Annotated in this window: 21 protein-coding genes and 1 pseudogene; 13 read left to right on the forward strand and 9 right to left on the reverse strand. The window is 69.8% G+C overall.

All coding sequences use genetic code 11. The annotated features are described in order from the left end of the window. Positions 1-31: 31 nt before the first annotated feature. The 12 genes from ACZ7CH_RS13530 (at position 32) to ACZ7CH_RS13585 (ending at position 13555) form a co-directional block, all read left to right on the forward strand. Positions 32-721: an O-methyltransferase gene (locus tag ACZ7CH_RS13530; RefSeq protein WP_470373985.1), complete on the forward strand. Its 690-nt coding sequence runs from the start codon at positions 32-34 to the stop codon at positions 719-721. Next, entirely contained in the window at positions 718-1761 is a 1044-nt protein-coding gene (locus ACZ7CH_RS13535; protein ID WP_470373986.1) for a hypothetical protein, read from the forward strand. The genes ACZ7CH_RS13530 and ACZ7CH_RS13535 overlap by 4 nt, the downstream gene beginning before the upstream one ends. Before the next feature lie 29 nt (positions 1762-1790). Further along, positions 1791-2012: a phosphopantetheine-binding protein gene (locus ACZ7CH_RS13540; protein ID WP_360383513.1), complete on the forward strand. Its 222-nt coding sequence runs from the start codon at positions 1791-1793 to the stop codon at positions 2010-2012. A 16-nt stretch (positions 2013-2028) separates the two neighbouring features. After that, on the forward strand, positions 2029-5127 hold the full coding sequence (locus tag ACZ7CH_RS13545) for an AMP-binding protein (protein WP_470373987.1): 3099 nt from the start codon (positions 2029-2031) through the stop codon (positions 5125-5127). 88 nt (positions 5128-5215) lie between these two features. After that, positions 5216-5467: an acyl carrier protein gene (locus tag ACZ7CH_RS13550; RefSeq protein WP_360383519.1), complete on the forward strand. Its 252-nt coding sequence runs from the start codon at positions 5216-5218 to the stop codon at positions 5465-5467. A gap of 1 nt (position 5468) precedes the next feature. Next, positions 5469-6707 (forward strand): hypothetical protein, encoded by a 1239-nt coding sequence (locus ACZ7CH_RS13555; protein WP_470373988.1) that lies wholly within the window; start codon positions 5469-5471, stop codon positions 6705-6707. Continuing rightward, a complete protein-coding gene (locus tag ACZ7CH_RS13560; protein WP_360383525.1) occupies positions 6625-7554 on the forward strand; it encodes a TauD/TfdA family dioxygenase in 930 nt (309 codons plus the stop codon). Before ACZ7CH_RS13555 ends, ACZ7CH_RS13560 begins: the two co-directional genes overlap by 83 nt. Continuing rightward, positions 7551-9020, forward strand: coding sequence for an AMP-binding protein (locus tag ACZ7CH_RS13565; RefSeq protein ID WP_470373989.1), 1470 nt, complete (start codon positions 7551-7553; stop codon positions 9018-9020). Before ACZ7CH_RS13560 ends, ACZ7CH_RS13565 begins: the two co-directional genes overlap by 4 nt. 8 nt (positions 9021-9028) lie before the next feature. Continuing rightward, entirely contained in the window at positions 9029-9940 is a 912-nt protein-coding gene (locus ACZ7CH_RS13570; RefSeq protein WP_360383531.1) for a TauD/TfdA family dioxygenase, read from the forward strand. An 84-nt stretch (positions 9941-10024) separates the two neighbouring features. Next, the gene (locus ACZ7CH_RS13575; protein WP_470373990.1) at positions 10025-11788 is read left to right on the forward strand and encodes a carbamoyltransferase family protein; all 1764 of its coding nucleotides are present in this window, start codon (positions 10025-10027) and stop codon (positions 11786-11788) included. 61 nt (positions 11789-11849) lie between these two features. Continuing rightward, the gene (locus ACZ7CH_RS13580) at positions 11850-12092 is read left to right on the forward strand and encodes a phosphopantetheine-binding protein (protein ID WP_360383537.1); all 243 of its coding nucleotides are present in this window, start codon (positions 11850-11852) and stop codon (positions 12090-12092) included. Then, entirely contained in the window at positions 12089-13555 is a 1467-nt protein-coding gene (locus tag ACZ7CH_RS13585) for a condensation domain-containing protein (RefSeq protein ID WP_470373991.1), read from the forward strand. Before ACZ7CH_RS13580 ends, ACZ7CH_RS13585 begins: the two co-directional genes overlap by 4 nt. A 1-nt stretch (position 13556) precedes the next feature. On the opposite strand, the gene ACZ7CH_RS13590 is transcribed toward ACZ7CH_RS13585, so the two are convergent. Both ACZ7CH_RS13590 and ACZ7CH_RS13595 read right to left on the reverse strand, forming a co-directional pair. Continuing rightward, positions 13557-14249 carry an LmbU family transcriptional regulator gene (locus ACZ7CH_RS13590; protein ID WP_470373992.1) on the reverse strand — a complete coding sequence of 231 codons (693 nt, stop codon included), beginning with the start codon at positions 14247-14249 and terminating at the stop codon, positions 13557-13559. Between the two features lie 14 nt (positions 14250-14263). After that, entirely contained in the window at positions 14264-14599 is a 336-nt protein-coding gene (locus tag ACZ7CH_RS13595) for a hydroxyisourate hydrolase (protein ID WP_470373993.1), read from the reverse strand. 452 nt (positions 14600-15051) lie between these two features. On the opposite strand from ACZ7CH_RS13595, the gene ACZ7CH_RS13600 reads away from it, so the two are divergent. Continuing rightward, positions 15052-16632: an HAL/PAL/TAL family ammonia-lyase gene (locus ACZ7CH_RS13600; protein ID WP_470373994.1), complete on the forward strand. Its 1581-nt coding sequence runs from the start codon at positions 15052-15054 to the stop codon at positions 16630-16632. Between the two features lie 76 nt (positions 16633-16708). Here ACZ7CH_RS13600 and ACZ7CH_RS13605 read toward each other — a convergent pair whose 3' ends face one another. The 7 genes and pseudogenes from ACZ7CH_RS13605 to ACZ7CH_RS13635 all read right to left on the reverse strand — a co-directional run bounded on the left by ACZ7CH_RS13605 (position 16709) and on the right by ACZ7CH_RS13635 (position 24685). Further along, positions 16709-17413, reverse strand: coding sequence for a cold shock domain-containing protein (locus ACZ7CH_RS13605; RefSeq protein ID WP_470374192.1), 705 nt, complete (start codon positions 17411-17413; stop codon positions 16709-16711). A 30-nt stretch (positions 17414-17443) separates the two neighbouring features. Continuing rightward, positions 17444-17647: pseudogene (locus ACZ7CH_RS13610) on the reverse strand (cold-shock protein); the annotation flags it as partial. A 94-nt stretch (positions 17648-17741) separates the two neighbouring features. Next, entirely contained in the window at positions 17742-19964 is a 2223-nt protein-coding gene (locus ACZ7CH_RS13615) for an MMPL family transporter (protein WP_470373995.1), read from the reverse strand. A 178-nt stretch (positions 19965-20142) separates the two neighbouring features. Continuing rightward, positions 20143-22413 carry a methyltransferase gene (locus ACZ7CH_RS13620; RefSeq protein WP_470373996.1) on the reverse strand — a complete coding sequence of 757 codons (2271 nt, stop codon included), beginning with the start codon at positions 22411-22413 and terminating at the stop codon, positions 20143-20145. Beyond that, positions 22410-23300 carry a hypothetical protein gene (locus ACZ7CH_RS13625; protein WP_470373997.1) on the reverse strand — a complete coding sequence of 297 codons (891 nt, stop codon included), beginning with the start codon at positions 23298-23300 and terminating at the stop codon, positions 22410-22412. Before ACZ7CH_RS13625 ends, ACZ7CH_RS13620 begins: the two co-directional genes overlap by 4 nt. 59 nt (positions 23301-23359) lie before the next feature. After that, positions 23360-23581, reverse strand: coding sequence for a hypothetical protein (locus ACZ7CH_RS13630; RefSeq protein ID WP_360383559.1), 222 nt, complete (start codon positions 23579-23581; stop codon positions 23360-23362). Between the two features lie 222 nt (positions 23582-23803). After that, positions 23804-24685 (reverse strand): TauD/TfdA family dioxygenase, encoded by an 882-nt coding sequence (locus ACZ7CH_RS13635; RefSeq protein WP_470373998.1) that lies wholly within the window; start codon positions 24683-24685, stop codon positions 23804-23806.

The raw sequence follows: 24685 nt of genomic DNA on the forward strand, positions 1-24685 counted from the left end.
AGCAAAAGATCGAGAAAGACAACATTGCCACATGGACATGTCGATGCCTTCAGCAGGACTCAAGTCCGCCCTTTTTCCCGATTCGGGAGCCAGCGACCGAGCACGCATCAACGCGCTCATGGAGGAAGTCTTCCAGTGCGCACAGGGGCCGGGAAACGCACTGGACGACGGAATCAGCTGCTTGGCCCAGGTCCTGTACCTCATGTACCTGGCGAGAGCCCGGAAGGCCACCTCCATAGCCGAGGTGGGTTTCAACATCGGCTATTCGAGCATCGCCTTCCTCGAAAGCTCCCCCCAGGCGAAGGTCACCTCCTTCGAAATCAACACCGAGGCCACCGTCAAATCGGCGAAGGAGTTCATCGACTCCCGTTACCCGGATCGCCACCAGCTCGTCTACGGCGACTCCACGCAGACGGTCCCGGCCTTCCAGATGCCCCCGTCCTCGGAGGGTTTCGACCTCGTCTTCATCGACGGGGGCCACGACTACCCGTGCGCGAAGGCGGACATCGCGAACGCCCGCCGGCTGGCCAAACCGGGCGCCACGATCGTGGTCGACGACCTGACCCCTTGGTTCAAGTGGGGAATCGGCCCGACGACCGCGTGGGACGAGGCGGTCCGCGACGACGTCGTCACCCCGCTCGAGTACATGTCCGACTCGGTCGCCGTCAGCCGAGTCGAGGGACCGGCCGAGCGCGCGTGGGCGGTTGGGCAATACCGGTGAGCAGCGCAGCGGCCGACCACGTCGAGGGTGTACGGCGTCAACGCGCGATTTTGCCGGTGACGACGAACCCCAGCATCCGGGCGTACCAGCCGTATGCGTACCCGGTCTCCATCGTCGAGGCGCATGTCCCCGAGAACCGTGACTGGATTCTCTCGAACTTCATACACCTGGCCTACGACGAACACCCGATGGAGTCCCCATCGCTGTGCTTCTACTCCTGCGATTTCGCAGCCAATCCGCACTTGCGCACGATCAGAGCCGACCGTGAGTGGATGCAGCGGTGGATCGGCCGCAGCTTCGCGCAGTTCGTGCACGCACAGCTCCTCGACGGTTGGTACGTGTACGCGTTCGTCGACGAGTTCTTCGTTCCGCGGCGACCGGCGCACGGGCGAAGTGCTCGTCATCACGACGTTCTCGTCCACGGATCAGACAGTGATGCGGAGATCGCGCATCTACTGGGTTATGACGAGGCGATTCGGTTCGACACGACCCAGATTTCCTGGAGAGAGCTCGACGCCGCCTACGAGTCCTGTGCGAACGCGGACCACCCGTGGTCGCGAGCGTTCATCCTCTTCAAGTTCGACCCGCTGGCGTCCTACCGGTTCGATCCGCAGTTCGTGATCGCCGAACTCGAGCTCTTCCTCGCTTCCGGGAACCCTGGCCGGGCCGCGCAGGGCCTGGTCATGCCAGACGACCGCCTGTACGGCGTGGCGGCGTTGGAGGCGTACCGGGACGAGCTCCTGGGCACGCTGCCCGATGACCCGGGGCTCGACCTGCACGCCCCGCGGGCGCTGTTCGAGCACAGCAGACTGATGTCCGAGCGGTTGCGCGCGTTGCTCGGCGATGACTTGTGGCAACGCCACGTCGCCGAGCGGTACAGCACGGTCCTCCGTTTCTATTCCGCTCTGCCCGTGGCGATGTTCGGCGCGAAGCACGAGAAAGACCATTCGGCACTAAGACGGCTGATGGCCGACTATCCCGAAATCATCGAGCGACAGATCAGCACGGTGACGGACGCACTGGACCGCAGAGCACGCTGACCCCGGGCATGCGACAAAGGAGGCTGACGATGCAGGCACGCAAAGTTCTTGAACAGGAGTTCCGCGTGGTGACTGGTCGCGAGCTGACGGACATGGCCGTGGACGTGTTCGGTCTCGGTCTCGACTCGCTGGGAATTCTTTCCTTGCTGGGAGGACTGCGGGAGGCCGGATACGACGTTTCCCTGGACGACCTCCTGTCCGCGGCCAGCATGAACGAGTTCGTGCTGACGATGACGGACGCCGCCGCGTGACCGGGGAGAAGCGATCATGATCAGCTCTGGTGCGGACGGACGGGCAGCCCTGGCGACGGTCTTGGCAGACCGCGTCCGTCGTGGAGCGGCCGAGACGGCTTTGGTGGACAACACCGGAACCGTCCTGTCCTACGCCGATCTCGGTGCCCTCGCCTGCACGTGCGATGAGTTCTTCGGTCAACGGCACGCGGAACGGGTCGTCATCGTCGGCGCGGCGTCGATCGAGGTCAGCGCGTTGATCGCGGCGTGCTTCTGGACGGGGCGGACCTTCATGGTCGTCGATGACCAGGAAAGCGACGCCGTGCGGCGGCAGCTCATCGACCAGTTCGGCGCCGACGTGGTCCTCCTGACCGGCTCATCCGCCCGCACCACACCCGCGAACCCGACGAACGAACCGGTCACCGTCACCGGGCGGGACCTGAGTGAGCTCGCCCGGCAATGGGACGACCACGCCGTGCTCGAACACAGCGAACGCATGGCGATGCGGACACCTCGGGCGGCCGCGTACTGCGTCCGGACTTCCGGCACGACGGCGGAACCGAAGCTGATCGAGATGAGCCGGGCGGCGATCGAGCAGTACTGCGTGGAGTTCATCGCCAGGTACGGCCTCGCGCCCGGCCACCGCCTGGCGGTGTGGGCGGCCCCCACCTACGACGCCCACTACTGCGAGCTGATCCCGGCCCTGGCCAGTGGTGCGGTGGGCGTTGTCGCGCCGATGTCCATCCGCGGTGACGGGGACGCGGTGCTGCGGTGGCTGAGCGAGGAACGCATCACCCACTTCGAGACCACGCCGTCGATCCTGAGGCGGGTGGCGTCCGCCGCGGTGCGGCCCGAGGCGTCGTGGCCGCCGTCCCTGACGGAGGTGATGTGCGCCGGCGAGCGGTTGGACCCGCGAGTGGCACGGCAGGTCTTCGACGCCGCGGAGCTCAGCGGGACCACGGTCAGGCTGCACAACGAGTACGGCCCTTCGGAGTGCATTCTGCTGACCTGGCACCAGGTCACGGCGGAGGACGCCGACTCGGGCGACATCCCGGTCGGTGCCGCGATCGCGGGACGGACGCTGTCCATCGAGCCGTTGGACGACCACACCGGCTCCTCGGCCCGACACCCCGGCGAGATCGTGGTGGAGTCTCCGTACCTGTGTCGCGGATACGGGTCGGAGGAGGCCGGCTCGCTCGTCGCCTTTCCGTCACCTCGCGGCGTCCCGCTCTTCCGGACGGGGGATCTCGGCCATCTGGACGACCGCGGTCGTCTGCGGTTGTCGGGACGGCGTGACCGGACCGTGAAACGACGCGGTGTGCGGATCAACCTCGACCAGGTGGAGGCGGTGCTCCACGCGCTCCCCGCCGTGGGGCAGGCGGCCGCTCGAGCCGACGAGGCGGACGGCCAGGTGCTGATCCACGTCTGGGTCGTGCCCTCCGACGGCAGCCTCGACCGTGACGCGGTCCTGACGCAGATCGCCGAGACGATGGAGGTCCGCCTCGTTCCCGACCGGGTGATGATCTGCCCGCAGCTGCCGCGCCTGCACTCGGGGAAGGTCGACTACCGGTCTCTGGAGGTGACCGGCCCCGGCGACGGACAGGTGGAGGTGACGGCGGACGAGACGACGGTGAAGGCGGTCGCCGAGGCGTTCGAGCGGGTACTGCCCCGCGTGCCCGCGACACCCTCGACCGACTTCTTCGCCAGCGGCGGGCACTCCCTCCTGGCACTCGAGCTGAGCGCCCACCTGGAGCGCGAGCTGGGAGTCAAGCTGACGATCCGCGACTACCTGGCCCACCCCACGGTCGCCGGGATCGCCGGTGTGGTGGACCGCACCCGTCGTCAGGCTCCGCGCTCCGCGCCGACCGCTCCCCTCCTGGCCCCCGATGACGAGCTGACCTCCACTGAACGGCCGATCTGGGTGTGGAGTCAGCTCTTTCCCGGCGACGGTGCGCTGAACGTCGTCGGGGGGTTCACCACACGTGCGGCCGTCACCGAGCAGCGCCTCCGGCACGCGCTGTCGGCCTTGCTGGAGGACGTGGCCCAGCTGAGGGTCCAGTACGTCCCCGGCCGCGACCGCCCACGACGGGTCGTGCGCGCGGCAGGCGTCGCGCGGGTCGACGTGCTCCAGATCTCCGCATCCGCTGACACCTTTCCCCAGCCGGAGGTGGACGGCATCGTCTACCAGCCGTTCGACGTCGGGGCGGATCAGCTGGTCAGGGCCGTGCTGGTCCGCTCGCGCACGGAGCCCGCACCGGTGGGCGTCCACCTGGTCGCCCACCACCTGGTGTGCGACGGAGTGAGCATGGGTCTTCTGGTGGCGGAGTTGCAGCACCGCCTCGGCACACCGGAACACCGGACATCGCTGTCCTCGCAGTGCGTGCTGCCCCCCGCGAGACCGGATGCCCGTCTCCTCCAGGCCGCGGCTGGGCACTGGTCCACCGTCAGGCGTGAGGTGGCGGCGCAGCCGTACGACGAGCGGCTTCGCCCGAACGATGCCGCCGCGGGAACGTCGAGCGTCCAGTGGCGACTGCCGACGCAGCCGGTCAGGGAACTCGCGGACGAGCTGTCGGTGAGCCGGGCGGCCGTTCTCATCACGGTGATCGCCACCGCGGTCGGCCGGGTGCTGGACCGGGACCAGGTCGTCGTCGAGACGCCGGTCTCGACGCGGACGCCGGACCAGGTGCGCTCGATCGGCAACTACGCGGTCGACGTGCCCCTGCTGGTCGACGCCTCCTGCCAGGGCGTCACCCGCGTCGTCGACGCGGTCAACCGCGACCTGCTGGCAGCCGTCGACTTCGCGGCGCTGGTGCCGGGGTTCGGCAGCGTACGGCCGGGACAGGCGTGGGCACCCGTCGGCGACGTCGTCGTCGTTCTGGAGGACCAGGTACCCGCGCCGGCCGTCGAGATCGACGGCGTGACGAGCTCGGCCACGCCGCCCGTCGGCTCGCCCCCGCGCCACGCCCTCGCGTGCTACTTCCGGACCGGCGCTCTGGCCGAGGACATCACCTGCGTCATCACGGGCCGCTCCGACGGTGGGCTGGCACGTGCTGTGCGTGCCGAGGCCGACGCCGCTCTCACCGCCATGACCACAGCAGTTCTCAACGAGGAGGCTCGGCGATGGCCGACGTCGTGATTCGGCCCGGTGAACGCCGGGAGATCGAGCACCCGCAAGCCGGGCTCTTCCTCTCCCCCGCCGCCGGTGCTCGGGACGAGGCGGATCGATGAGGGCGATCGACTACCCGAAGGTGCTGGAAGAGGTCGAGGCCTGCTGGCGCGACGTCGCGCCAGCCTCCGCGAAGACGCTGGCACCACACGACAACCTCTTCGAAAGCGGTGCCGACTCGTTCACCTTCATCCGGCTGGTGCGATCAGTCGAAGCCACGTGCGAGGTCACGCTGCCGCTGCTCGAGGTCTTCGAGGAACCGCGGCTGGCCACCATCACGCGCTGCGTCATCGAAGCGAGGAGACGCTGAGATGGCAACGGTTCTGCCCGCCACCGCAGCCGAGTTCGGCCTGTGGTACCAGGAGCAGGCGGCGGCACTGCCGGGGCGCTACCTGTGCCTCGCAGCTGCGGAGCCGCGCACGGGGACGCGGGTGGGCCTTCGCCACGCGGCGGACGCCATGACCGCCGTCCTGGCCGGTCACCCCGAGGCACTGGCACGGTTCGCGGTCGACGAGCACGGTCTGCTGCACAAGGTGCTCGAGTCGCCCACGGCAACGCCACCCGCGGAGTTCCTCACGTTCCCGGCGGAATGGTCGCGCACGGACGTCATCTCCCACTTGACCGGGCTGCCGACCCCCCTCGCAACCGGGCCGCTGGTCCACCTGGCCGCGCAGGCCGATGACAGGGGAAACGCCGCGCGGCTGTTCGTGCTGGCTCACCACATCGTGTGGGACACGCGTTCGGAGGAGGTCTTCTGGACCGAGGTCGACCGCAGGCTCACCGGGCCGGGGGAAGGCGGCGTCAGCCCTTCGGTGCACCACGTCGCCACGCAGGACCACGCCCCGCTCGTGACCGACCCACAACTGCACCTGACCATCCCGAACGAGGACCGCGTGTGGGAGCGGCTCGCGGCCGCGGCGCGGCGAGCCGGGGTCACCCCGTTCGCCTGGACGGTCGGGCACCTGGCGGCCGCGGCGGCGGTGTGGTCGGAGCCGGCGACGATCAGGGCGTACATCGACGTGGACCTCCGCCCGCTGGCCGGCACGTCCCCCGACACGATGGGATTCCACCTGTCCCAACTGGACATCGCCACCGTCGACCGCGGTACGTCCGGTGCGGCCGCGGCCGCGGCCGTCCACACGGCCGTGCTGCACCGGCTGGACGCCGCCGCGCGGCGGGGAATCCGTCCGGACAGCGAGACCACCGGCCACGACGGTCACCCCGTCAAGTTCTACTTCCGCCACATCCGGTACCAGAACCGCCTGCACAACCTGCGGCCCGTCGCCATCCGCCTGCCGGTGGCACGCAACCAGCTGTCGGTGGGCGTGACCGTCACCGACACCGGCCTCGACCTGACGGTCACCGCACGACGCGGCACCGCCGACAGCACCGATGTCGAGCGGTTGGCGCGGCTGGCACGTCAGCACCTCATCTCGGCGGCGGCACACGGCGAAAGGATGGCCGACGATGCGGCATCTCAGGCTCGACGGTCCACCGGAAGTGTGGTGGCACGACAACTCCGCGGCGCTCACGGAGCACCTCCGCCGTGACGGCGCTGTCGTCATCGACGGCGACGGGCTGTGCCAGGACGTGGCGACCTTCCAGCGACTCGCCGCCGCGGCGTGTGGACCGCTCACCAGGGACAACCCGGAGCACACCGGCGTCGATGACGACCCCACGGGCACGGTCAACAGTCCGACCCCGTTCTCCCGGACCAGAAAGCTGCTGTGGCACAACGAGAACACGTTCGCACGCCGGTGGCCCCGGCGGATCGTCTTCGGATGCCAGGAGATCGGGGACGGTGGACAGACACCGACCGCGGACATGACAGCCGTCTACACGCGACTCAGCCGCGCGACCAGGAACGTGCTCGCCACCGGGGTCACCTACGTCCGCAGGCTGGGCATGGACCTCGGGCTCGACTGGCGTCAGGTCTACCGCACCACTGACCCCGCCGCCGTCGAGCGCGCCTGCGAACGGGAGGACACCACCTGGAGGTGGGACGAGCGCGGCGGCGTCCTCACCACCGAGCAGCGGCGACCGGCTGTCATCCTCGACCCGGCCACCGGCCGGCCCTCGCTGACAGCACAGATCCTGCATTGGCATCCTCGCGCGCTGGACGAGGACCTCTACGATTCGCTCCGCCTGCTGTACGAGCCTCACGAGTTCCCCAAGGGGTGCCGGCGTGGGGACGGCGGGCCGATTCCCGACGCCGTCGTCGACGAGGTCATGGGAATCTGCTCCGACCTGGAGGAAGTCGTGCCCTGGCAACCGGACCGCACGATCGTCGTCGACAACCTGCGCCGCAGCCACGCGCGCAACCCCTACTCGGGTGTGCGTCGCCTGCTGGTCGCCGCCGGCGATCCCGTCGACTGCATGGAACTGGCGCGGCCATGACCACGTTCGCGCACAACCTCGTCGGAGGCCTGGCCGGTTCCACCGCCGCCGCGGTCGTGGAACAGGGCGTGGTCACCACCCACGCACAACTGCTGTCGCAGGCACGCGAGGTCGCCATCCACCTGCGCCGGCGCGGGGCCGAGCCGGGGGCCGTCGTGCCCATCCAGGCGGCGCCGAGCACGACCGCTCTCGTCCAGGTCGTGGCGATCCTGATGACCGGAGCCGCCTTCGCTCCGATCGATCTCCGCATGCCGCCCCGCACCGCCGCCAGGATCGCCCGTCTGTGCGGTGCCGACTTCATCCTCGGGGCCGCCGGCGGGACGACCGACGGCGTCGTCCGGCTCAGCCCGCGGGACCTGGCCGGCGACCCAGGCCCGCACCGCCTCATCCCCACGGTCCCGAGGGACACCTCGTACATGATCTTCACCTCGGGCACCAGCGGCGAGCCGAAGGGAGTCGTCGTACCCGAGTCCGCCGTGACGGCCTACCTGGGCTGGTCGATGCGCGAGTACGACTGCACCCGAGGGTGGGGGGCGCCGCTGTTCACCTCGCTGGGCTTCGACCTGACGATCACCAGCCTCCTCGGACCGCTGCTGAACGGCAGACGGGTGGAGGTCCTCGATCCGTTGCGCTGGCCGCTGCACGTCGCCAACGACCCCGGCATCCTGCAGGGCGCCAGTTTCGTGAAGATGACGCCGAGCCAGGTCACCGTGCTGTGCGAGCTGCTGGAGGCGCGTGGGGCCCGGTGCTCGATACCGGTCCTGGTGGTCGGAGGTGAGGCCCTGTACGGGCCCGGTGTTGCCCGCTGGCGCGAGAGCCTCCCCGACACGCTGGTGGTCAACGAGTACGGCCCTTCCGAGGCGACCGTGGGCTGCTGCCGCTACACCGTGCCCGTCGACTGCACCAGTCACGAGATTCCCATCGGGACCGCTCCCCCTGGCGTCGAGCTGAGCATCGAGGGACCGCCTTCCCCGACCGGGGACGGGTTCGAGGAGGGCGAGCTGGTGATCACCGGGGTGCAGGTCGCGACCGGTTACCTCACCGCCTCGGAAGCGGAAGCGGAATCGGGCGACGCCACGGCTCGCGGGCGGTTGCGACCGTTCCCCGGTCCGCCCGGCAAGCGCAGCTACCGCAGCGGAGATCGCGTGCGGCGCGACCACGACGGGACCTACACCTACCTCGGCAGACTGGGACGGGAGGCGAAGGTCGCGGGCTTCCGGATCAACCTGGCCGCTCTCGAGTCGCGCCTCAACGCCTTCCCGGGGGTGGTGAGCGCCGCCGTCCAGGCGGACGAGGTGCACGGCCTCCGCTCGGCCGTGGTGACCCGGGACGGCGGGACGACCCAGGAAGACCTCCTCGCACACCTGCGCGAGACGTTCCCGTCCTACGCACTGCCGAGCTCCATCCGGATCAGCACCCAGGTCAGCACCACAGAACGTGGGAAGTCGAGCGTGTCATGGGAATAACGGGAAAGATGCCGGCCACCCCGATCACACCGTCCGATCTGGACAGCGACCTGACCACCGGGCTGAGCGAGGAGCAGTCCCGGTACGTCGACGAGCGGCTGAGGTCAGCCGGCCGTGTCCTGTTCCGAGGATTTCCCCTCAATACCACGGCCGACTTCGCGAAGGCGGTTCAGGCGCTCGGCGGCGAACCGCTGCCCTACACGGAACGCTCCACACCGCGGAAGCAGCTCGAGTCCGGGATCTACACGTCGACCGAGTACACCCGTGAGGAGGAGATCTTCTTCCACAACGAGAACTCCTACCAGGCGACCTGGCCGAGCAGGCTCTTCTTCTTCTGTCAGCAGCCTCCCGCCTCGGGTGGGGCGACGCCGCTGGCCGACGTCCGCCAGGTCACCGCCTCGCTCGACGCGGGCGTCGTCGAGGAGTTCCGCCGGCGTGGCTGGCGGCACATCCGCAACTACCATCCGCAGATCGGCCTGCCGTGGAGCGAGGTGTTCGGCACCACGAGCCGCGAAGCCGTGGATCGCTACTGCGGAGAGAACGGCATCCGGACGCACTGGAACAACGACGGGACCCTCCGCACCGTCGCCGATCGGGTGGCCCTTCACCGCCATCCGGCAAGCGGCGACGAACTGTGGTTCAACCACATAGCCTTCTTCCACTGGACGACCCTTCCCGAGCGGGTCGTCGGAGTCCTCGAACAGCTCTTCGGCAGGGACGGCCTCCCCAACAACACCGTCTACGGCGACGGGGAGGAGATCCCCGCGGAGGTGTGCGCGCACGTCCGCGAGAAGTACCGCGAGGCGGCGACGCGGTTCGACTACCGGCAAGGCGACCTGCTGATGATCGACAACATGCTGACGGCTCACGGACGCGAACCGTACGAGGGGCAACGACAGATCGCGGTGGCGATGACCTGACGCCGGCGAAACCTCTGCTCAAGGCTCATCGAGAGCGAAGAAACCGATGTCAACCCGCGATGTCGACGAAGAGGAGCTGCAATCGTGCCATATGTCCTGGGAGTCAGTGGGCTGGGCCAGAGCCAGCCGTACATGCGGCAGTCGTTTCCGGGGCTGGGCGAGCGCGTGTACCGGCTCGCCCAGGGGGCGGACTCGGCAGCGGCTCTCGTCACCGAGGACGGCATCGTGGCCGCCGCGGCCGAGGAGCGTTTCGTGCGGCGCAAGGGAACCGGGGAGTTCCCACGGGCCGCGATCGAGTACGTGCTCGACGCGGCGGGCATCTCTCCGCGTGACGTGAGCGCGGTCGCGCACAACTTCGACTTCGGCCGGTACCAGACGTACTTCGAATCCGAAGGCGCGATCGAGGAATACCAGAACGTGTACGCGCCGGAGGTCATCCAGCGCGACCTGTTCGCGGCATTTCCCAGGGACCTCTGGAGCGACGACCTGAAGGTCATCCCGGTCTTGCACCACCAGGCCCACGCCGCCAGCGCGTTGCACTGTTCCGGCTTCGACTCCGCCGATGTCCTCGTCGCCGACGGGGTGGGCGAGTTCGAGAGCACCTCGCTGTACACCGGCGGACCGCGGGGACTGCGGCTGCGCGGCCAGGTGGGCGGGCTGCACTCCATCGGACTCGTCTACGGGCTGGTCACCATGCACCTGGGCTTCTGGATGAACTTCGACGAGTACAAGGTCATGGGACTGGCGCCCTACGGGGACCGGCGGCGACTCCGTTCGGCGTTCGACACCCTCGTGCTCCGCCACGACGACGGCCGCTACAGCACGCCACTGACATACCTGAACGAAACACCGCAGGAGCGCTTCACCTATCAGAAGTCACGGGACCACCTCGCCTCCGTCCTCGGCCCACCACGGGAACCGGGAGCGAGCCTCGATCAGCACCACCTCGACATCGCCGCCGCGCTGCAGGCCGTGACGGAGGAGACCGTCGTCGGTTTCCTCGCGGCGCACCAGGACGAGCAGTCGAGCGAGAACCTGTGCCTGGCCGGCGGCGTGGCCCTGAACTGCGTCGTCAACCAGGCCATTCGCAAGAGCGGGAGGTACCGGCGGCAGTTCGTCCAACCGGCGGCCGGCGACGACGGAACGGCGCTGGGTGCGGCGCTGGCGGTGGTCGAGGAGGGCACCGAGACGCCCCGCAGGCGAGTTCGCCCGCGCATCGGGCTGCCCTACCTCGGTCCGGCTTTCACCTCGGAGCGCATCCAGACCGCGGTGGAACGCGCCGGCCTGCGCTGGCGACGGCTCGAAGTCGACGACCTCGTCGGTGAGGCCGCCGCGCTCCTGAACGACGGAAAGGTCGTCGCGCTCTTCCAGGGCCGGATGGAGTACGGCCCGCGCGCGCTGGGCAACCGCAGCATCCTCGCCGATCCGCGAACCGTCGAGATGAGGGACCGGATCAACTCGATGGTCAAGCAACGGGAGGAGTTCCGGCCGCTCGCCCCGGCGGTCCTGGTCGAGTACGCGAAGCAGTGCTTCGAGATCGACGATCCCGAGGAGTACCTGTGGATGATCGAGACCGTCGATGTCCGCGAGGAGTGGCGTTCAAGCCTCGGGGCGGTGACGCACGTCGACGGCACCGCCCGGGTCCAGGTGGTGCGACACGAGGACAACGAGCTCTACTGGCGGTTGATCGACGCCTTCCGTGCGGTCACCGGCATTCCGGTCCTGCTCAACACGTCGTTCAACTCGCGGGGGGAGCCGATCGTCTGCTCACCCGAGGACGCGGTCGCGACGTTCTCCCGGATCGACATCGACGCGATGGTCATGGGCGACCTCCTGGTGTCGCGGTAGGAGGGCGGGCGGATCCGTGGATCCCGTGGCCAAGGCACATCTCGGACCTCAGGAGGCACCCGTGCGAACCATCGATGAAACCCAGGAGCTGATCTCGAGCATCTGGGTCGAGCTCCTCGGCCTTGACGCGCCGCCTGACCGCTCGGCGCACTTCTTCACCATCGGCGGCGACTCGATCCTGTGCGTGCGCTTCGTGGCCATCGCGTGCACCCGGGGTGTCGAACTCACCATCCGCGACGTGCTGGAGGACGACGAACTCGAGTCCCTCGCGGCACGAGCACGTCCGGCGAAGGAGCGATCGTGAACAGCCGGGGCCGCGACACCATCTCCGAGTCCGTCCGCGCGACGCTCTGCGCGGCAGCCGAGGCCAGCGAGGCGTTCGAGGTTCCGGACCACCGATGGGCGCGGATACCCGCGCTGGGCCTGGTCTCTCCGGCGGATCGCCGACGGCTGCCGGCCGGCGCCGAGGACGCCTTCCCGATGAGCGAACAACAGGCCGCGATGGCCACCCGGATGCTCATGGCCGCAGCACTTCGAGACCGCGGCGCAGTCGGTGTCCCGGCCTACCACAACGTCGCGACCTCACATCTGACCGTGCCTCGCGTGGACCCCGCGGCCTTCGAGGAGGCCGGGCGCGGCCTGGTGCGGGAGCACGAGATGTTCCGGTCGCTGCTGGACCTGGACCGCTACTCACGCCCGATGCAGGTCGTGCTGGACCACGTCGACCGGCCACTGGTGACGGTGCACGACCTTCGCGGGCTCCCCCACGGTGAGCAGCAACACCGGTTGGCCGAGTTCGCCGATGCCGAGAACGCGCGGACCATCGACCTGACGGATCCGCCCCTCGTCACGATCACGGTCCACCTCCTGAGCGATACGGCGATCACCCTGACCCTGACCGAGCCGCACGCGATCGCCGACGGGTGGAGCACCCACCTGAACCTGGTGGAGTTCCTGGACCGCTACGTCGCGGAGCTCACCGGGCGGCCACCCGAGCGGCCGGCGTCGTCCGGCGCGAACGACTCGCCCCGCTTCAGGCTCCGCGAGCACAGCGCGCAGCAGCTCTTCCAGTCACTCACGGTCGCCGACTCGCAGTGGTGGAGCCAGTACCTCTGCGGACTGGAACCACGGTCGAGTGCCGAGTCCACTCGCGACTGCCACACGTGGCAGGACTCGGTGGAGATCGTGGGCAGGGAGAACCGGATGCTGAGCCGGCTCGCGGCGAGCTCTTCCGGGGTGAAGGCCGTGCTCCTCGCCATCCACCTGGAGGCGCTGGCACGACTGGCCGGCGAGCGGAGGATTCTCACCGGCGTCCCCGTCAACACCCGGCTCGCGGTACCGAACGGCGTGGACGCGCGGGGGATGTTCCTCAACGTCGCCCCGCTGCGAGTCGACGTCCCGGCACCGGGCAGGGAGGCCGTCGCCCTGGCGCACCGGCAGCTGATGCAGGTCACCATGCGCGGCCGGACTCCGCTGGCCCAGCTGGCCCGCACCATCGGCCGGGCGGTGGTTCCCGCTTCCCTGTTCGGTTTCAACAGCTTCCACAGCATCGCCGGTGTCGCGCAACGGCTCGACCTGGACACGCTGGAGGCGTTCGACGACTGGTCCCACACGGACTTCCCATTCGAGGCCAGCTTCAACCGGAGCGAAGAGGTGGGTGAGCACATCCGCGTTCTGCTCTACTCCGAAGCCTCTTCACACACGCGCGCCGACGCGACAGCGGCGTACCGCGACGCCATTGCGCGGTTCGCCCGGATCGAGGAGTGAGTCAGCCGGCTCCGGCGGCTCGCGTCGCCGGAGCCGGTTCTCGCGAAGCGAACGCCAAGGTCGCGCGAGCTGCCTGCTCAAGCATCTGTTGTGCCCACGTGCCAACGGACAGCTGGGACCTGCTGGCCGCCTCCGTGATCATGGCAAGCTGATCGTCGGTGACATCCAGCTGCAGTTTCGGTGCCACGCCGACGTCTTCACGCCCGGCGTCCGTGGTCACCCCGGCCGCGACACCTCGGTCAGCGAGGTCCTCGCCGCGCGTGGAGAGGCTGGCGCGCACCTCGCGCCGCAGGTCGTTCCTCGACCAGCCGAACAACTCCGCCTTCCGAAGCCAGTAGTCCTGCTCCGGCCCGGGGAGACCGGCGACCGCGGCGTGGTGCTCGAAGCTCAACCCGGCCCTCCGTCTCGCGTGCGCGAACTTCCTGGCGACCCACGCGTAGTTGCGCAACGTCTTGTAGTCGAGCGCGGTCTGCTCGACGGCACTGCGGTAACGCCCGGTGAAGCGGGTTTCGCCGTAGATCAGCCAGTCACCCAGGCACCACGCCGAGTTGCTCGCGACCTCGGCCAGCCTCTGGCCGATCCCCAGCCAGTTGTCGAAGGGCATTCCGCTTTCGAGGCGCAGTCCCGGCGAAGGCAGCGTGGCGGCGCCGGCCGTGGTGGTGTCCGCGGGCAGGGGCGGGAACTGCGATGGCACTCCTGACTTGACTTTCATTGCCCATCCTCGCTGAATATGAAGCAGTTAGCGGGAGTCACCAGCAGCGTGATCCGGTGAACACGGTCACGGTTGGTCGTGAAGCTCACCCCGATCGCCGAGTTGCGGGGCGCGTACCCGAGCGTGTTGAAGTATTCGCCGAGGTCGAATTCCAGCCGATACGCTCCCCGCGGCAGTGAAAGCTCCCGCAAGCTCAGGACCTGCCCGCTTTCGTCCGCTCGACCAGTCCACCGCCGCACTGACCCACCATCGGACTGTCGGCTGAGGCTGACCGCGAGTCCGGCGGCCGGCCTTCCGTAGATGCCGTCGATGATCCGGACAGAGACGCTCATGACAAGACTCGACCCTCCTCGTGACCACAAGTCGAGAGCCGGCCCTCGCGGACATCCGACTCACACGTCCGACCATGGAAGGCGCCGGTCCTGCTCCGCTCTCACGGCGCTCTTGCCGGGCCCCTCCCGGGTCAGTACGCGGAGACCGCGCCAGTAGTGGCGTGAGAGCGACGTCCGACAACGTGGCCGCATGCCCAACCGCCCACAGCTGTCCGTGGTGATCCCCACGACCGCCTGGCGATCCACTACTGCTACCAGGAGGACCAGGGGTACCGGCCGGCCAAGGCGCGGAACACGGGCGCGGCACCGCGGACCTTCCGGCCGGGGCACGCGTGGCGGTCTTCGGCAGCGGCGCGAGCGTGCCTGGCCCGCCAACAGCTTCGACCGCGAAGCCCGCACAACCGTTTCGTCGTAGTACCCCAATTCGGCGTGGCATGCACGAAAGGCTGACAATGATTACCATCACCGGGCACAGTCTCACCATCCACGACGTGGCACGGGTGGCGATCAACCGGGAGACGGTCGAACTCGACGAGCAGGCACTTCAGAGGGCACGTGAGGCGCACGAGCGGATCACCGAGTGGGGCATGGATCAGCGCCCGATGTACGGCGTGAACACCGGTTTCGGCGAGATGGCGCACGTGACGGTGCCCGCCCGCTACATGAGTGAGCTGCAGGTCAACCTGCTCCGCGGGTGCGCTGCCGGCGGCAGCGAGGTGTTCGACGAGCCCGAGGCCCGCGCGATCCTGCTCGCCCGGCTCAACTGCCTCGCACGGGGCTATTCGGGCGTTTCGACGGAAACCCTGTCGCTGATGGCGGATCTGCTCAACCACGACATCACCCCGGTGATCCCCAAACAGGGCTCCCTCGGCGCCAGTGGCGACCTCTCCCCCTTGAGCCACATGGGACTCCCACTGATCGGCGAGGGAGAGGTCTTCTTCGGCGGAGAACGCGTGCCCAGCATGGACGCGTTGCAGGCCAACGGTCTCAAGCCCGTGGTGCTGGGATACAAGGAAGGTCTCGCGCTCAACAACGGGACCTCGGCCATGACCGGGGTCGCGTCGATCGCGCTCCTGGAAGCCCAGGAGCTGCTGGAGAGCGCCGTGCTCCTCGCCAGCGTCGTGATCCAGTGCCTGCGCGGCTCCGCGGCGGCCTACGACGCGCTCGGGCACGAGCTGAAAGGCCATCCCGGTCAGATCCAGGTCGCCGATCGGCTGCGGTCGCTGCTGGCCGGCAGCAGGCTCACCCACAGGCACGCGGAGCTGATGACGGCCATCGAGCAGCAGACCGGTGAAAACGACGCGGTCACCGACACCGGGATCTACATCCAGAACGCCTACTCGCTGCGCTGCGTGCCGCAGATCCTCGGCCCGGTCGTGGAGACCATCGCGTTCTGCCGCGGCATCGTCGAACGCGAGCTCAACTCGTGCAACGACAACCCGCTCGTGTTCGCGAGCGCGGACACCTCGTTCCACGGCGGCAACTTCCACGGCCAGTACGTGGCGATGGCGTGTGACTACCTCGCCATCGCGCTGACGGAGATCGGCGTGCTGGCCGAGCGCCAGATCAACCGCCTCGTCGACCCGGCGACCAGTGGCACGCTGCCGGACTTCCTCGCGCTGACCGACAGCGGACTGTCGTTCGGCCTGATGGGCGCCCAGTTCCTCGCCACCAGCGTCGCCTCGGAGAACCTCGACCTCGCGGCCCCGTCGTCGGTGAAGACCATCCCGTCGAACGGCCAGAACCAGGACGTGGTCAGCATGGGCCTCAACGCCGCGCGCCGGTGCCTGCAGCTGTCCGCCAACGTCTCGACGATCCTCGGGGTGCTGGGCGCGGCGTGTTACCAGTCGGCGCACATCCTCGGCGCGGAGCAGCTCAGCGAGCCGGGCCGGCTGTGGTTCGCGCACACCTCGCAGACCGTCAGGCCGCACGACGAGACGATCCCGGTGAGCACGATGCTGTCCGGCGCGCGCAGCAGCCTCCTCAGCCAGGAGGGCGCCGAGCTGGCGCACAAGTACGTCAACCTCGCGTGACGAGAAACCGTGCCGGGACGCCGTGCAGCGCCGCTACATCGCCCGCTTCGAGACCTGTTAGGACCGTCCCGGGCGGTCAGGCGCGCTCGACGGCGTCCGCCTGCGGGCCCCGGTCGCTCTGCCGGATGCGGAAGCGCACCCGCTCGCCGGCCACCAGGGGCTCGCCGGAGACCACCGAGACGTGCACGAAGAGGTCGGGGCCGCCCGCGTCGGGGGTGATGAAGCCGAAGCCGCGGTCGCCGTCGTAGCGGGCCACCGTGCCGTCGCCGGCGCGGGCTGCGGGCCGGGCGGCCAGACGGGCCTGGCTGGGGGTCGCGGCGGTGTCCACCGGCTCGCCTGCGGCCACGAACCGCACCTCGCGCGCCTGACGACCCTGGTCCACGGTGACCGTGGTGAACGAGACCCGGTCGCCCTCCACCGGCAGGTACCGGTCGTCGACCAAGGCGCGCTCGTGCAGGAAGACGTCGCCCGCCCCGTCGTCGGCGGCCACGAAGCCGAACGACTTCTCCTCGTCGAACCACAGCACGGAGCCGTCGGCGCCGTCGCCGGGGGCGACCAGAGGGGCGCGGTGGACGCCGGCGTCGAAGCTCAGCGGCACCACGTGCTGGGCCTGCGGACCCTTCTCCCCCGCCGTGACGACGAAGGCCACCCGCTGCCCGGCCGCGAGGACGCCCCCGGTGACGATGGCGGAGGAGTGCACGAACACCTCGGCGCCCCCGCCGTCCGGCGCGGCGAACCCGTAGCCCTTGGCCGGCTCGTACCAGGAGACGGTGGCGAGCACGCCCAAGGTCGCGTCGGGCGAGGCGTCCCCGGTGACGGCGACGTGCAGCGCCTGCGGACCGCGAGGTCCCTCACCGGTCTCGAACTCCACGGTCTGGCCCTCGCGCAGCGCCCGTGCCGCACCCTCGCCCTGCACCTGCGAGACGTGCACGAAGATGTCGGGGCCGCCGTCATCGGGGGCGAGGAAGCCGAAGCCGCGCTCGAGGTCGTACCAGCGGACGGTTCCCTGCTGCACTGTGCACTCCTGGTCTAGCGGGTGGTTGAGGGTCCAGTGTCCCAGGCGCATGAGATCCCGGTTGACCCACCAGCGGTGTTGGAGTGTGCGCGCACTACCGGGCGGCTTCAGGTAGAGGGTGACGTGTGGGAGCCACACGGGTGGACGTGTCCGGTGTTTCGCGGAGGCCCACGCGTCGGTGCAGGTGGCGCATCGGTGCGGGAGCCCACCACGCGTGGCGTCCGAGCAGTCGCATGCCGACCGGCATCAGCACGCCGCGGATGAGGGTGGCGTCCAGCAGGACGGCCAGCCCTGCTCCGATGCCGAACATCTGGACGAAGCTCACTCCGCTGAGGGCGAACGCGAAGAGGCTGACCGCGATCAGTGCCGCGGCGGTGGAGACGAGCCGGCCGGTGCGGGACATTCCGGTGATCACCGCCGAGTGGTGGTCGGCGCCCTGGTCGTGGGCCTCCTTGATGCGGCTCACCACGAACAGCTCGTAGTCCATCGACAGTCCGAGGATGATGGTGACCATCAGCACCAGCATGCAGATGTTGAGCGGTGACGGGGTGAAGCCGAGGACCGGTGCCAGCCACCCCTCCTGGAAGACCAGCACCAGCACACCGAGGGTGGCCGACAGGCCGAGCACGTTGAACGCCACCGCCCGCAGCGGTTGCAGGAGGCTGCCGGTGAACAGGAACAGCAGGGCGAACGTGGTGATCGCGATCAACGCGAGCGCCAGTGGCAGCCGGCTTCCGATGGCGTCCTGGCTGTCCGCCAGGAGCGCTGCCTCGCCGCCGACCGCGACCGAGGTGCCAGGCGGTGCCGGCAGCGCGCGGATCGCGCTGATCAGTTCGCGCGCCCGCGCCGAGCTGGGTTCGAGTTGGGCTGCGACGAGGAGGCGCTGGCTGTCGGCCCGGACGAGCGTGGCGCCGGCGGGGACCGGTCCGCTGTCGTGACCGCGGACGAACGCTCCCGCGCTGGAGGTCACCTGCGCCACGCCGGGAAGCTCGGAGATCCGGCGTGCGTGGCCGGCCACCGCGGCCGGTGTGGCAGTGCCCTGCACGACGACCTGGATCGCCCTGCCGTCCTCGGTGCGGAAGTGCCCGCGCACCACCTCGCCCACCACCCGGCTGTGTGCGGAGCTCGGGAGCACCCGGTCGTCGGGCATGCCGATCTCCGCCCGTGCCAGCGGCATGGCTGCCAGCAGCAGCAGGACGATCACCGGCACCCCGGTGAGCAGCGGCCGCCGCATGGCCGTGTCGGCGAGCCTTCCCCACAGGGCCGACCCGGAGCCGAGGGGGTAGCGGTGCGCCCACGGCAGGCGGCCGGCGTTGACCTTCGGTCCGAGCACGGTCAGCACCGCGGGCAGCACGAGCACCGCGCTGATCATGGACGCGGTGACCACGCCGATCCCGGCATAGGCGAACGAACGCAGGAAGTACATGGGGAACAACAGCAGCACGGAGAGCACGACGGCCACCGTGACGGCGCTGAACACGATCGTCCGGCCGGCGGTCTGCACGGTGCGGATCACCGCGGCGGAGGGGTCGAGCCCGGCGGCCAGCTCCTCGCGGAACCGGCTCGTCATCAGCAGCGCGTAGTCCACGGCCAGCCCGAGGCCCAGCCCGACGGCCATGTTGACCGAGTAGATCGACACGTCGGTCACCGACCCGATGACCGACAACCCGGCGATGGTGCACACGATCGCGGCACCACCCATGAGCAACGGCAGCGTCGCGGCCACGACCGTGCGGAAGGCGAGCACGAGCAGGAGCAGGATCACCGGAACGGCGATCAGCTCGGCCAGCAGCAGATCGGCGGCCAACTGCTGGTCGGCGTCCAGCTCGGCCGCCGCCGAGCCGCCGATGTGGACGGTGATCGGGCCCCGGTCGCCGGCATAGCGCTCACGCAGCCGCTCGACGGTGTTCTGGTTGTCCGCGAAGTCACCGGAGAACTGGCCGAGGGCGAGCGCGTGTCGGCCGTCGTCCGAACGCAGCTGCGGCGTCGCGGTGGCGAAGTAGGAGGTCACGTCGGACAGCACCGGGTCGGCCTTCAGGCGCGCGGTCAGCTCGCCGCCGGCTTGCCTGACCGCCGCGTCGTCGACCGTGCCGGTGCGGGCGGTGATCAGGACCAGGGCGTTGACGTGCCCGCCGAACCGCTCCTCGATGAGGGTCTGCGCCCGCCAGGACTCCGAATCCGGATCACCGAAACCGGAGGTCGTCAACGCACCGGAGGCGGTGAGACCGAGTGCCCCGGCGCAGATCACCACCGACACACCTGCCACGAGGACGGCGCGTGCGTGCCTGGAGACGAACCGGCCGATACCTCTGAACACGCAAGGACTCCCTCTGCGTCGGATGCCGGTGGACCGCTTGGCTGTCGCATCGGGAAGCTATTGCCACCGGGTTCCGCGCGCTCCTCGTGCCGCCCGATCGAGCGTCCCTCCAGAGGGTGCGAACGCAGAAGATCAACCGAGAGCGTGACCGTGTCACGGTCGGCGTGGACTGTGGTGCTCAGACGAACCACGTGCCGCCGCGGCCGGCCGGTGACACATCGGCCAGGGCGACCTCGCCCGAACCGGTCGACACCTGGAGGAAGTAGGCGCTCAGATGAGTCGCGCGCTGGGCCTCGGCCAGCCGGGCGTAGGACTCGCGGACCCGGTCCGGCTGGGTGTGCGTGGCGGCGGCGACCGCCGCGATGAGCCGTTCGCAGGTGTCCGTGCCGGTGGTCAGCGGTGAGTGGGAGACCACCGTGCAGCGGATGTCCAGGTCGTGCTCGCGGGCAGCCGCGGACAACCAGTCACCGAAGCGCCCCGGTCCGCCGTCGGTCAGCGTCATCCCGACCAGGTGCGCCCGGCCGCGACCGGTCAGGGCGTCCGGGAGGCCGGCGAGCACCCGTGAGGTCACCAGCAGGCCGTCCTCACCGCCGTGTCCGACACGGGGCGCCGGCAGGTCCGCCACCGGGTAGGGCAGGGTCGGCGGGTTGGCGACCACCAGGTCGAAGCGCCGCCCGGCGACGGGCTGGTACAGGTCGCCGGAGAGGACTTCGACGCGGTCGGTCAGCCCGTTCAGCGCGGCGTTGAGCCGGGTCACGCGGGCGACTCGGGGGTCGAGCTCCACCGCGGTCACCTGCGGTGCGAAGCGGGCGCAGTGCAGCGCGTGCAGCCCAGGGCCGGCGCAGAGGTCGAGGCACGCTCGGGTTCCCTGCGGCGTCAGCCGGCTCAGCAGTGCCAGGGAGTCGTCACCGAGGTAGCACAGCGGGTCCGGCTGCGGACGGTGGCAGATCAACCAGTTGCCGGCGACGAGCAGGACGGCGAGGCCGTCGGTGTCGACGCACCCGTCCTGCCGCTCGACGAGCACTCCCGCCGCCGTCAAGCCCGCCACCGACGCGGCGAGGTCCGGCGGCAGCGCGTCCGGGTGCACACCGCGGCCCAGCAGCAACAGGTCCACGACGGCACGCAGACCCGGTGCCGCGTGGTCGCGTGCGGCCCGCCACGCCCGCGGGTCGAGGACGGACGGGGTGAAGCAGGTCAGGAACTCGCCGTACCCGGTTCCGGTGAGCACCTCGCTCAACCGCTCCACCGCTGCGATGGCGGTGTCCTCCGACGGGGAGGTGCCTGCCTGGGCCGGTGTGCGCAGGACGAGGCCGCGGTCGGTGATCCGCTGGACCAGGCTCTCGACGTTCGGCGCTGCCTCGCCGTCCCGCTGTCCGACGGCCGCCTGTGCGGCGGCGGCCGTGGTCCTGCCGTCGCACAGCAGCAGGTGCGCGAACTCCTGTTCCGACAGCTGCAGCGAGGCCGCGAACTCGTTGAGCCGGGCGACGGCGATCCCCTGGCCGGAGAAGAAGAAGTCGACGTCGAACTCCAGGGCGGGCAGCACGGCGCCGGTGGCGCGGTCGTCGTCGCGCACCGGGACCAGCGGCACCCTCGCGGGTGCGGGGCGTCCGATGAGGTGGTGCTCCGCCCAGGCGAACACCGCCCGCGCGAAGGCGACGCAGCGGGTGGCGTGGGCCGCGGCCGACCGTGGTTCGGGTCTGGCCGGCGCCCGGTGGAGGTCCCAGAAGAGGCGGTCGGCGGGCAGACCGGTGCCGCGCGTCCACAGAGGACGGTCCCAGTCGCCGGGCAGCCGGGCCAGCAGCCGGGTGCGCCACTTGGGGTTCGGGTTGGTGAGGTGGTGGGCCGCGAGCAGGCCGTCGACGGCGTGGCCGAGGAGGTCTTGCGCCGCCAGCACGCACGTGGCGTCGTCACCCTGGCGGCGGTAGCCGACCAGGTCGACCTGGACGGTGCGCGCGAGGTGGCGCGCGACCTGGAGTTTCAGCCTCGCCACCGAGGCGCGGTCCGGCCGCCAGGACCACGGCGCCGGACCGGGGCTGGGCGGGTGGACCACGAGCCCTTCGAGCAGGCGGTGCAGCAGCAACCGCTCGCCGTCGTCGAACGGGGCCAGCTCGACCAGGTTCCACGGCAGGCACGCCCAGTCGCGCAGGCGGTGGATCAACGACTCGACTCCGGCTCGGTGGAGGATCCGCAGGTCGACCATGCTGTGCCCGACGGCCCAGCACAGCTCGTCCTCCGCGCGGTCGGTGTCGCCTTCGCCGGGGACGAGGATCAGGTCGAGGTCGGACTTGTCGTTGCCCAGCCCTTCCACCAGGGAGCCGACGGCGAGGACCAGGTCGCCGGGGCGCAGGCCGACGACGTCGTCGATGCCGGCCAGCAGGGCCGCCTGGTCGGTGCCGCACCGGGCCAGGCACGCCGTGAGCGCCGGTGACGTCTCCGTGGCGCTGCTCACGAGCGGCCGATCCCGATCTGGTGCAGGACGGGTTCCGGGTCGCCCGCTCTCGCGCGGCAGGTCGGCCGGCGGGCGCAGCACGCGACCGAGCAGTCGAACACGTTCCCGCCCAGCTCCTCGGTGGTGATGGTGTTGAAGTCGTGCAGCCGCTTGCGGAACAGCGCCGCGAACCGGCCGGGGTCGGCGTTCCGGCCGATCTCCTCGACGAGCACGGCGGTGTAGGCGATGTGGCTGAGCTCGTCGGTCAGCAGCGCGTCGTGCAGCCTGGTGATCTTGTCCTGGTTCTCGGGCGGGCAGTGGACGGCCAGGACCGGGCGCTGCATGGCGTGGTGGACCGTCGTGCGGATCTCGGCGATGTTCATCTGGAGGAAGTCGTCGATCGTGGGCACCCTGGCGTACGGGGACCCCGGGACCGGGAACAGCTCCCGCCGCATGGTGAACCCCGGTGACAGCTGCCGGAGCTCGGTGCGGAACTCCGGCGACACCGCCCCGGGGAAGGTCAGGTCGAGCAGCGACAGGTAGATCAGGGAGTGCCTGGACTCGTCGCAGGCGTGGCGCTTGAGCAGGCGCTGGTGGCGCGGGTCGACCGCGCAGGCCGCGAGGGACCACAGCCGCCGGGAGCCGTCGCCCTCGCGCTCCGCGTTGGTGATCAGGGAGATGCCCATCCACCTCGGTTCGACCGACAGGCTGCGGTAGATGAGACCGTACTCCGCTGTGCCGAACGGTGGCGGTTCGTCCCGCAGGGCTTGGTCCAGCGCCTCGAAGTAGCGCGGGCACCCGGCGTCCGGGTAGTGGGTTCGAACCGCCACCTCGGCGATGGACCGGATGAGGTCCGTGGAGGGTTCACGCCCGAGCAGAGTGTGCGCGAGAACAACGTCCTGGGACATCCGAACCTCACATCCTCGCGATCGGTGCTGGGGCCACGTTCGGCCAGACGGTGTGGCGGTCAGACGGCCTGGGGCTCGGCGTCGAACGGTGAGTTCATCGCGACGAACGCCATGTCGGCGTCCGGGTACTTCTCACGGATCTGGTCGAGCGTCGACTGGTCGAGCTGGAGCTCACCGTTCTTGATCCGACCGGTCAGGACCAAACCGGTGCGGTTCTCCTGAATGGTGCTCGCCGCGCTCGCGAGTTGTTCCACATCGGCCGCGCGTTCCTGGTTAGCCATCGGGATCGCCTTTCATCAACAGAACGTCGAAATGTTAATTGCCCGGTTTTCCGAGCGTACTGCGGTCAATCCCGGCCGACAAGGGCACGTGGCCCATTATTCGCAGCCGGGCGTTTTTGCATCCGATTCGGTGATTTCGAAGTACTATTTCGGCGGATGGCACCCCAGTGGTGGGGAGTGGCGTTACCGCCGGTGATGTCGCCGGCACCACCCAGGGGTAACTCACAGAGGTGGTTGCAGGACAGCCGGCCGGGCCCCGATCCACGTCCGCAACATCAGCCGGCCCGCACCCGCGCCGGGCCGGTCCTGGAACGCGGTCCTGCCGTGCACGACCGCCCTGTTGTTGACGACGACCACCTGGCCGGGTTCCAGGCGGTGGCAGGTGCGCAGGTCCGGGCGGGACAGCAGCGCGTCCAACCGGTTCATGGCCCGCGTCTGGGGCTCGGACAGCGGGGGGACTCCCGGTCGGCGGTGCGCGCTTTCGATGTACTCGCGCAGGTAGGCGATCCGCGCTTCCCCGCGGTCGAGCTCCAGGACGGGGCGCGGCACGGTGACCGGGTGGCCGGGGCGGTCGTCCCGCGTGTCGAAGTGCACCGGTTGCCGCAACGCGGCCACCGACTCCGGCTCCGACGCGAGCAGTTCGCGGACCAGGTCGGCCACGTGCACCAGGACCAGGGCCCCGCCTGCCGCCGCCTGCCGGACGCAGTGCAGCGCGAAGTAGGCGGGCACCTCGCCGGGCCGGTGGATGCCGTCGGTGTGCAGGTGCCCGCCCTGCCGGGTGTCGGAGTAGCGGACGGTGGGTCCGCTCTCCAGCCGGACGCCCCGGTCGCGCACCTCGCGGACCACCTCGCCGTCGAAGGTCTGGGGCAGTGGCCTGCCCAGCGCCACCGACAGCGCGAGCAGGAAGCGGCGTGCCGCGGACTCGTCGAGGTGACCGAGCCCGGACAGCAGGAAGTAGCCAGGCCCGGTCACCAGGTGCCGTTCCTCGCAGTCGCGCGCCGCCCTCGCCAAGGCGGCGCGGGAGGAGGGGTCGTCTCCGACCACCCCGTCCACCAGCCGCTGGTCGAGGTGGTGGATCGGGGTGGTCTGTTCGCTGTCGTCCAT

This window comes from Lentzea sp. NPDC037011 (assembly GCF_055607425.1).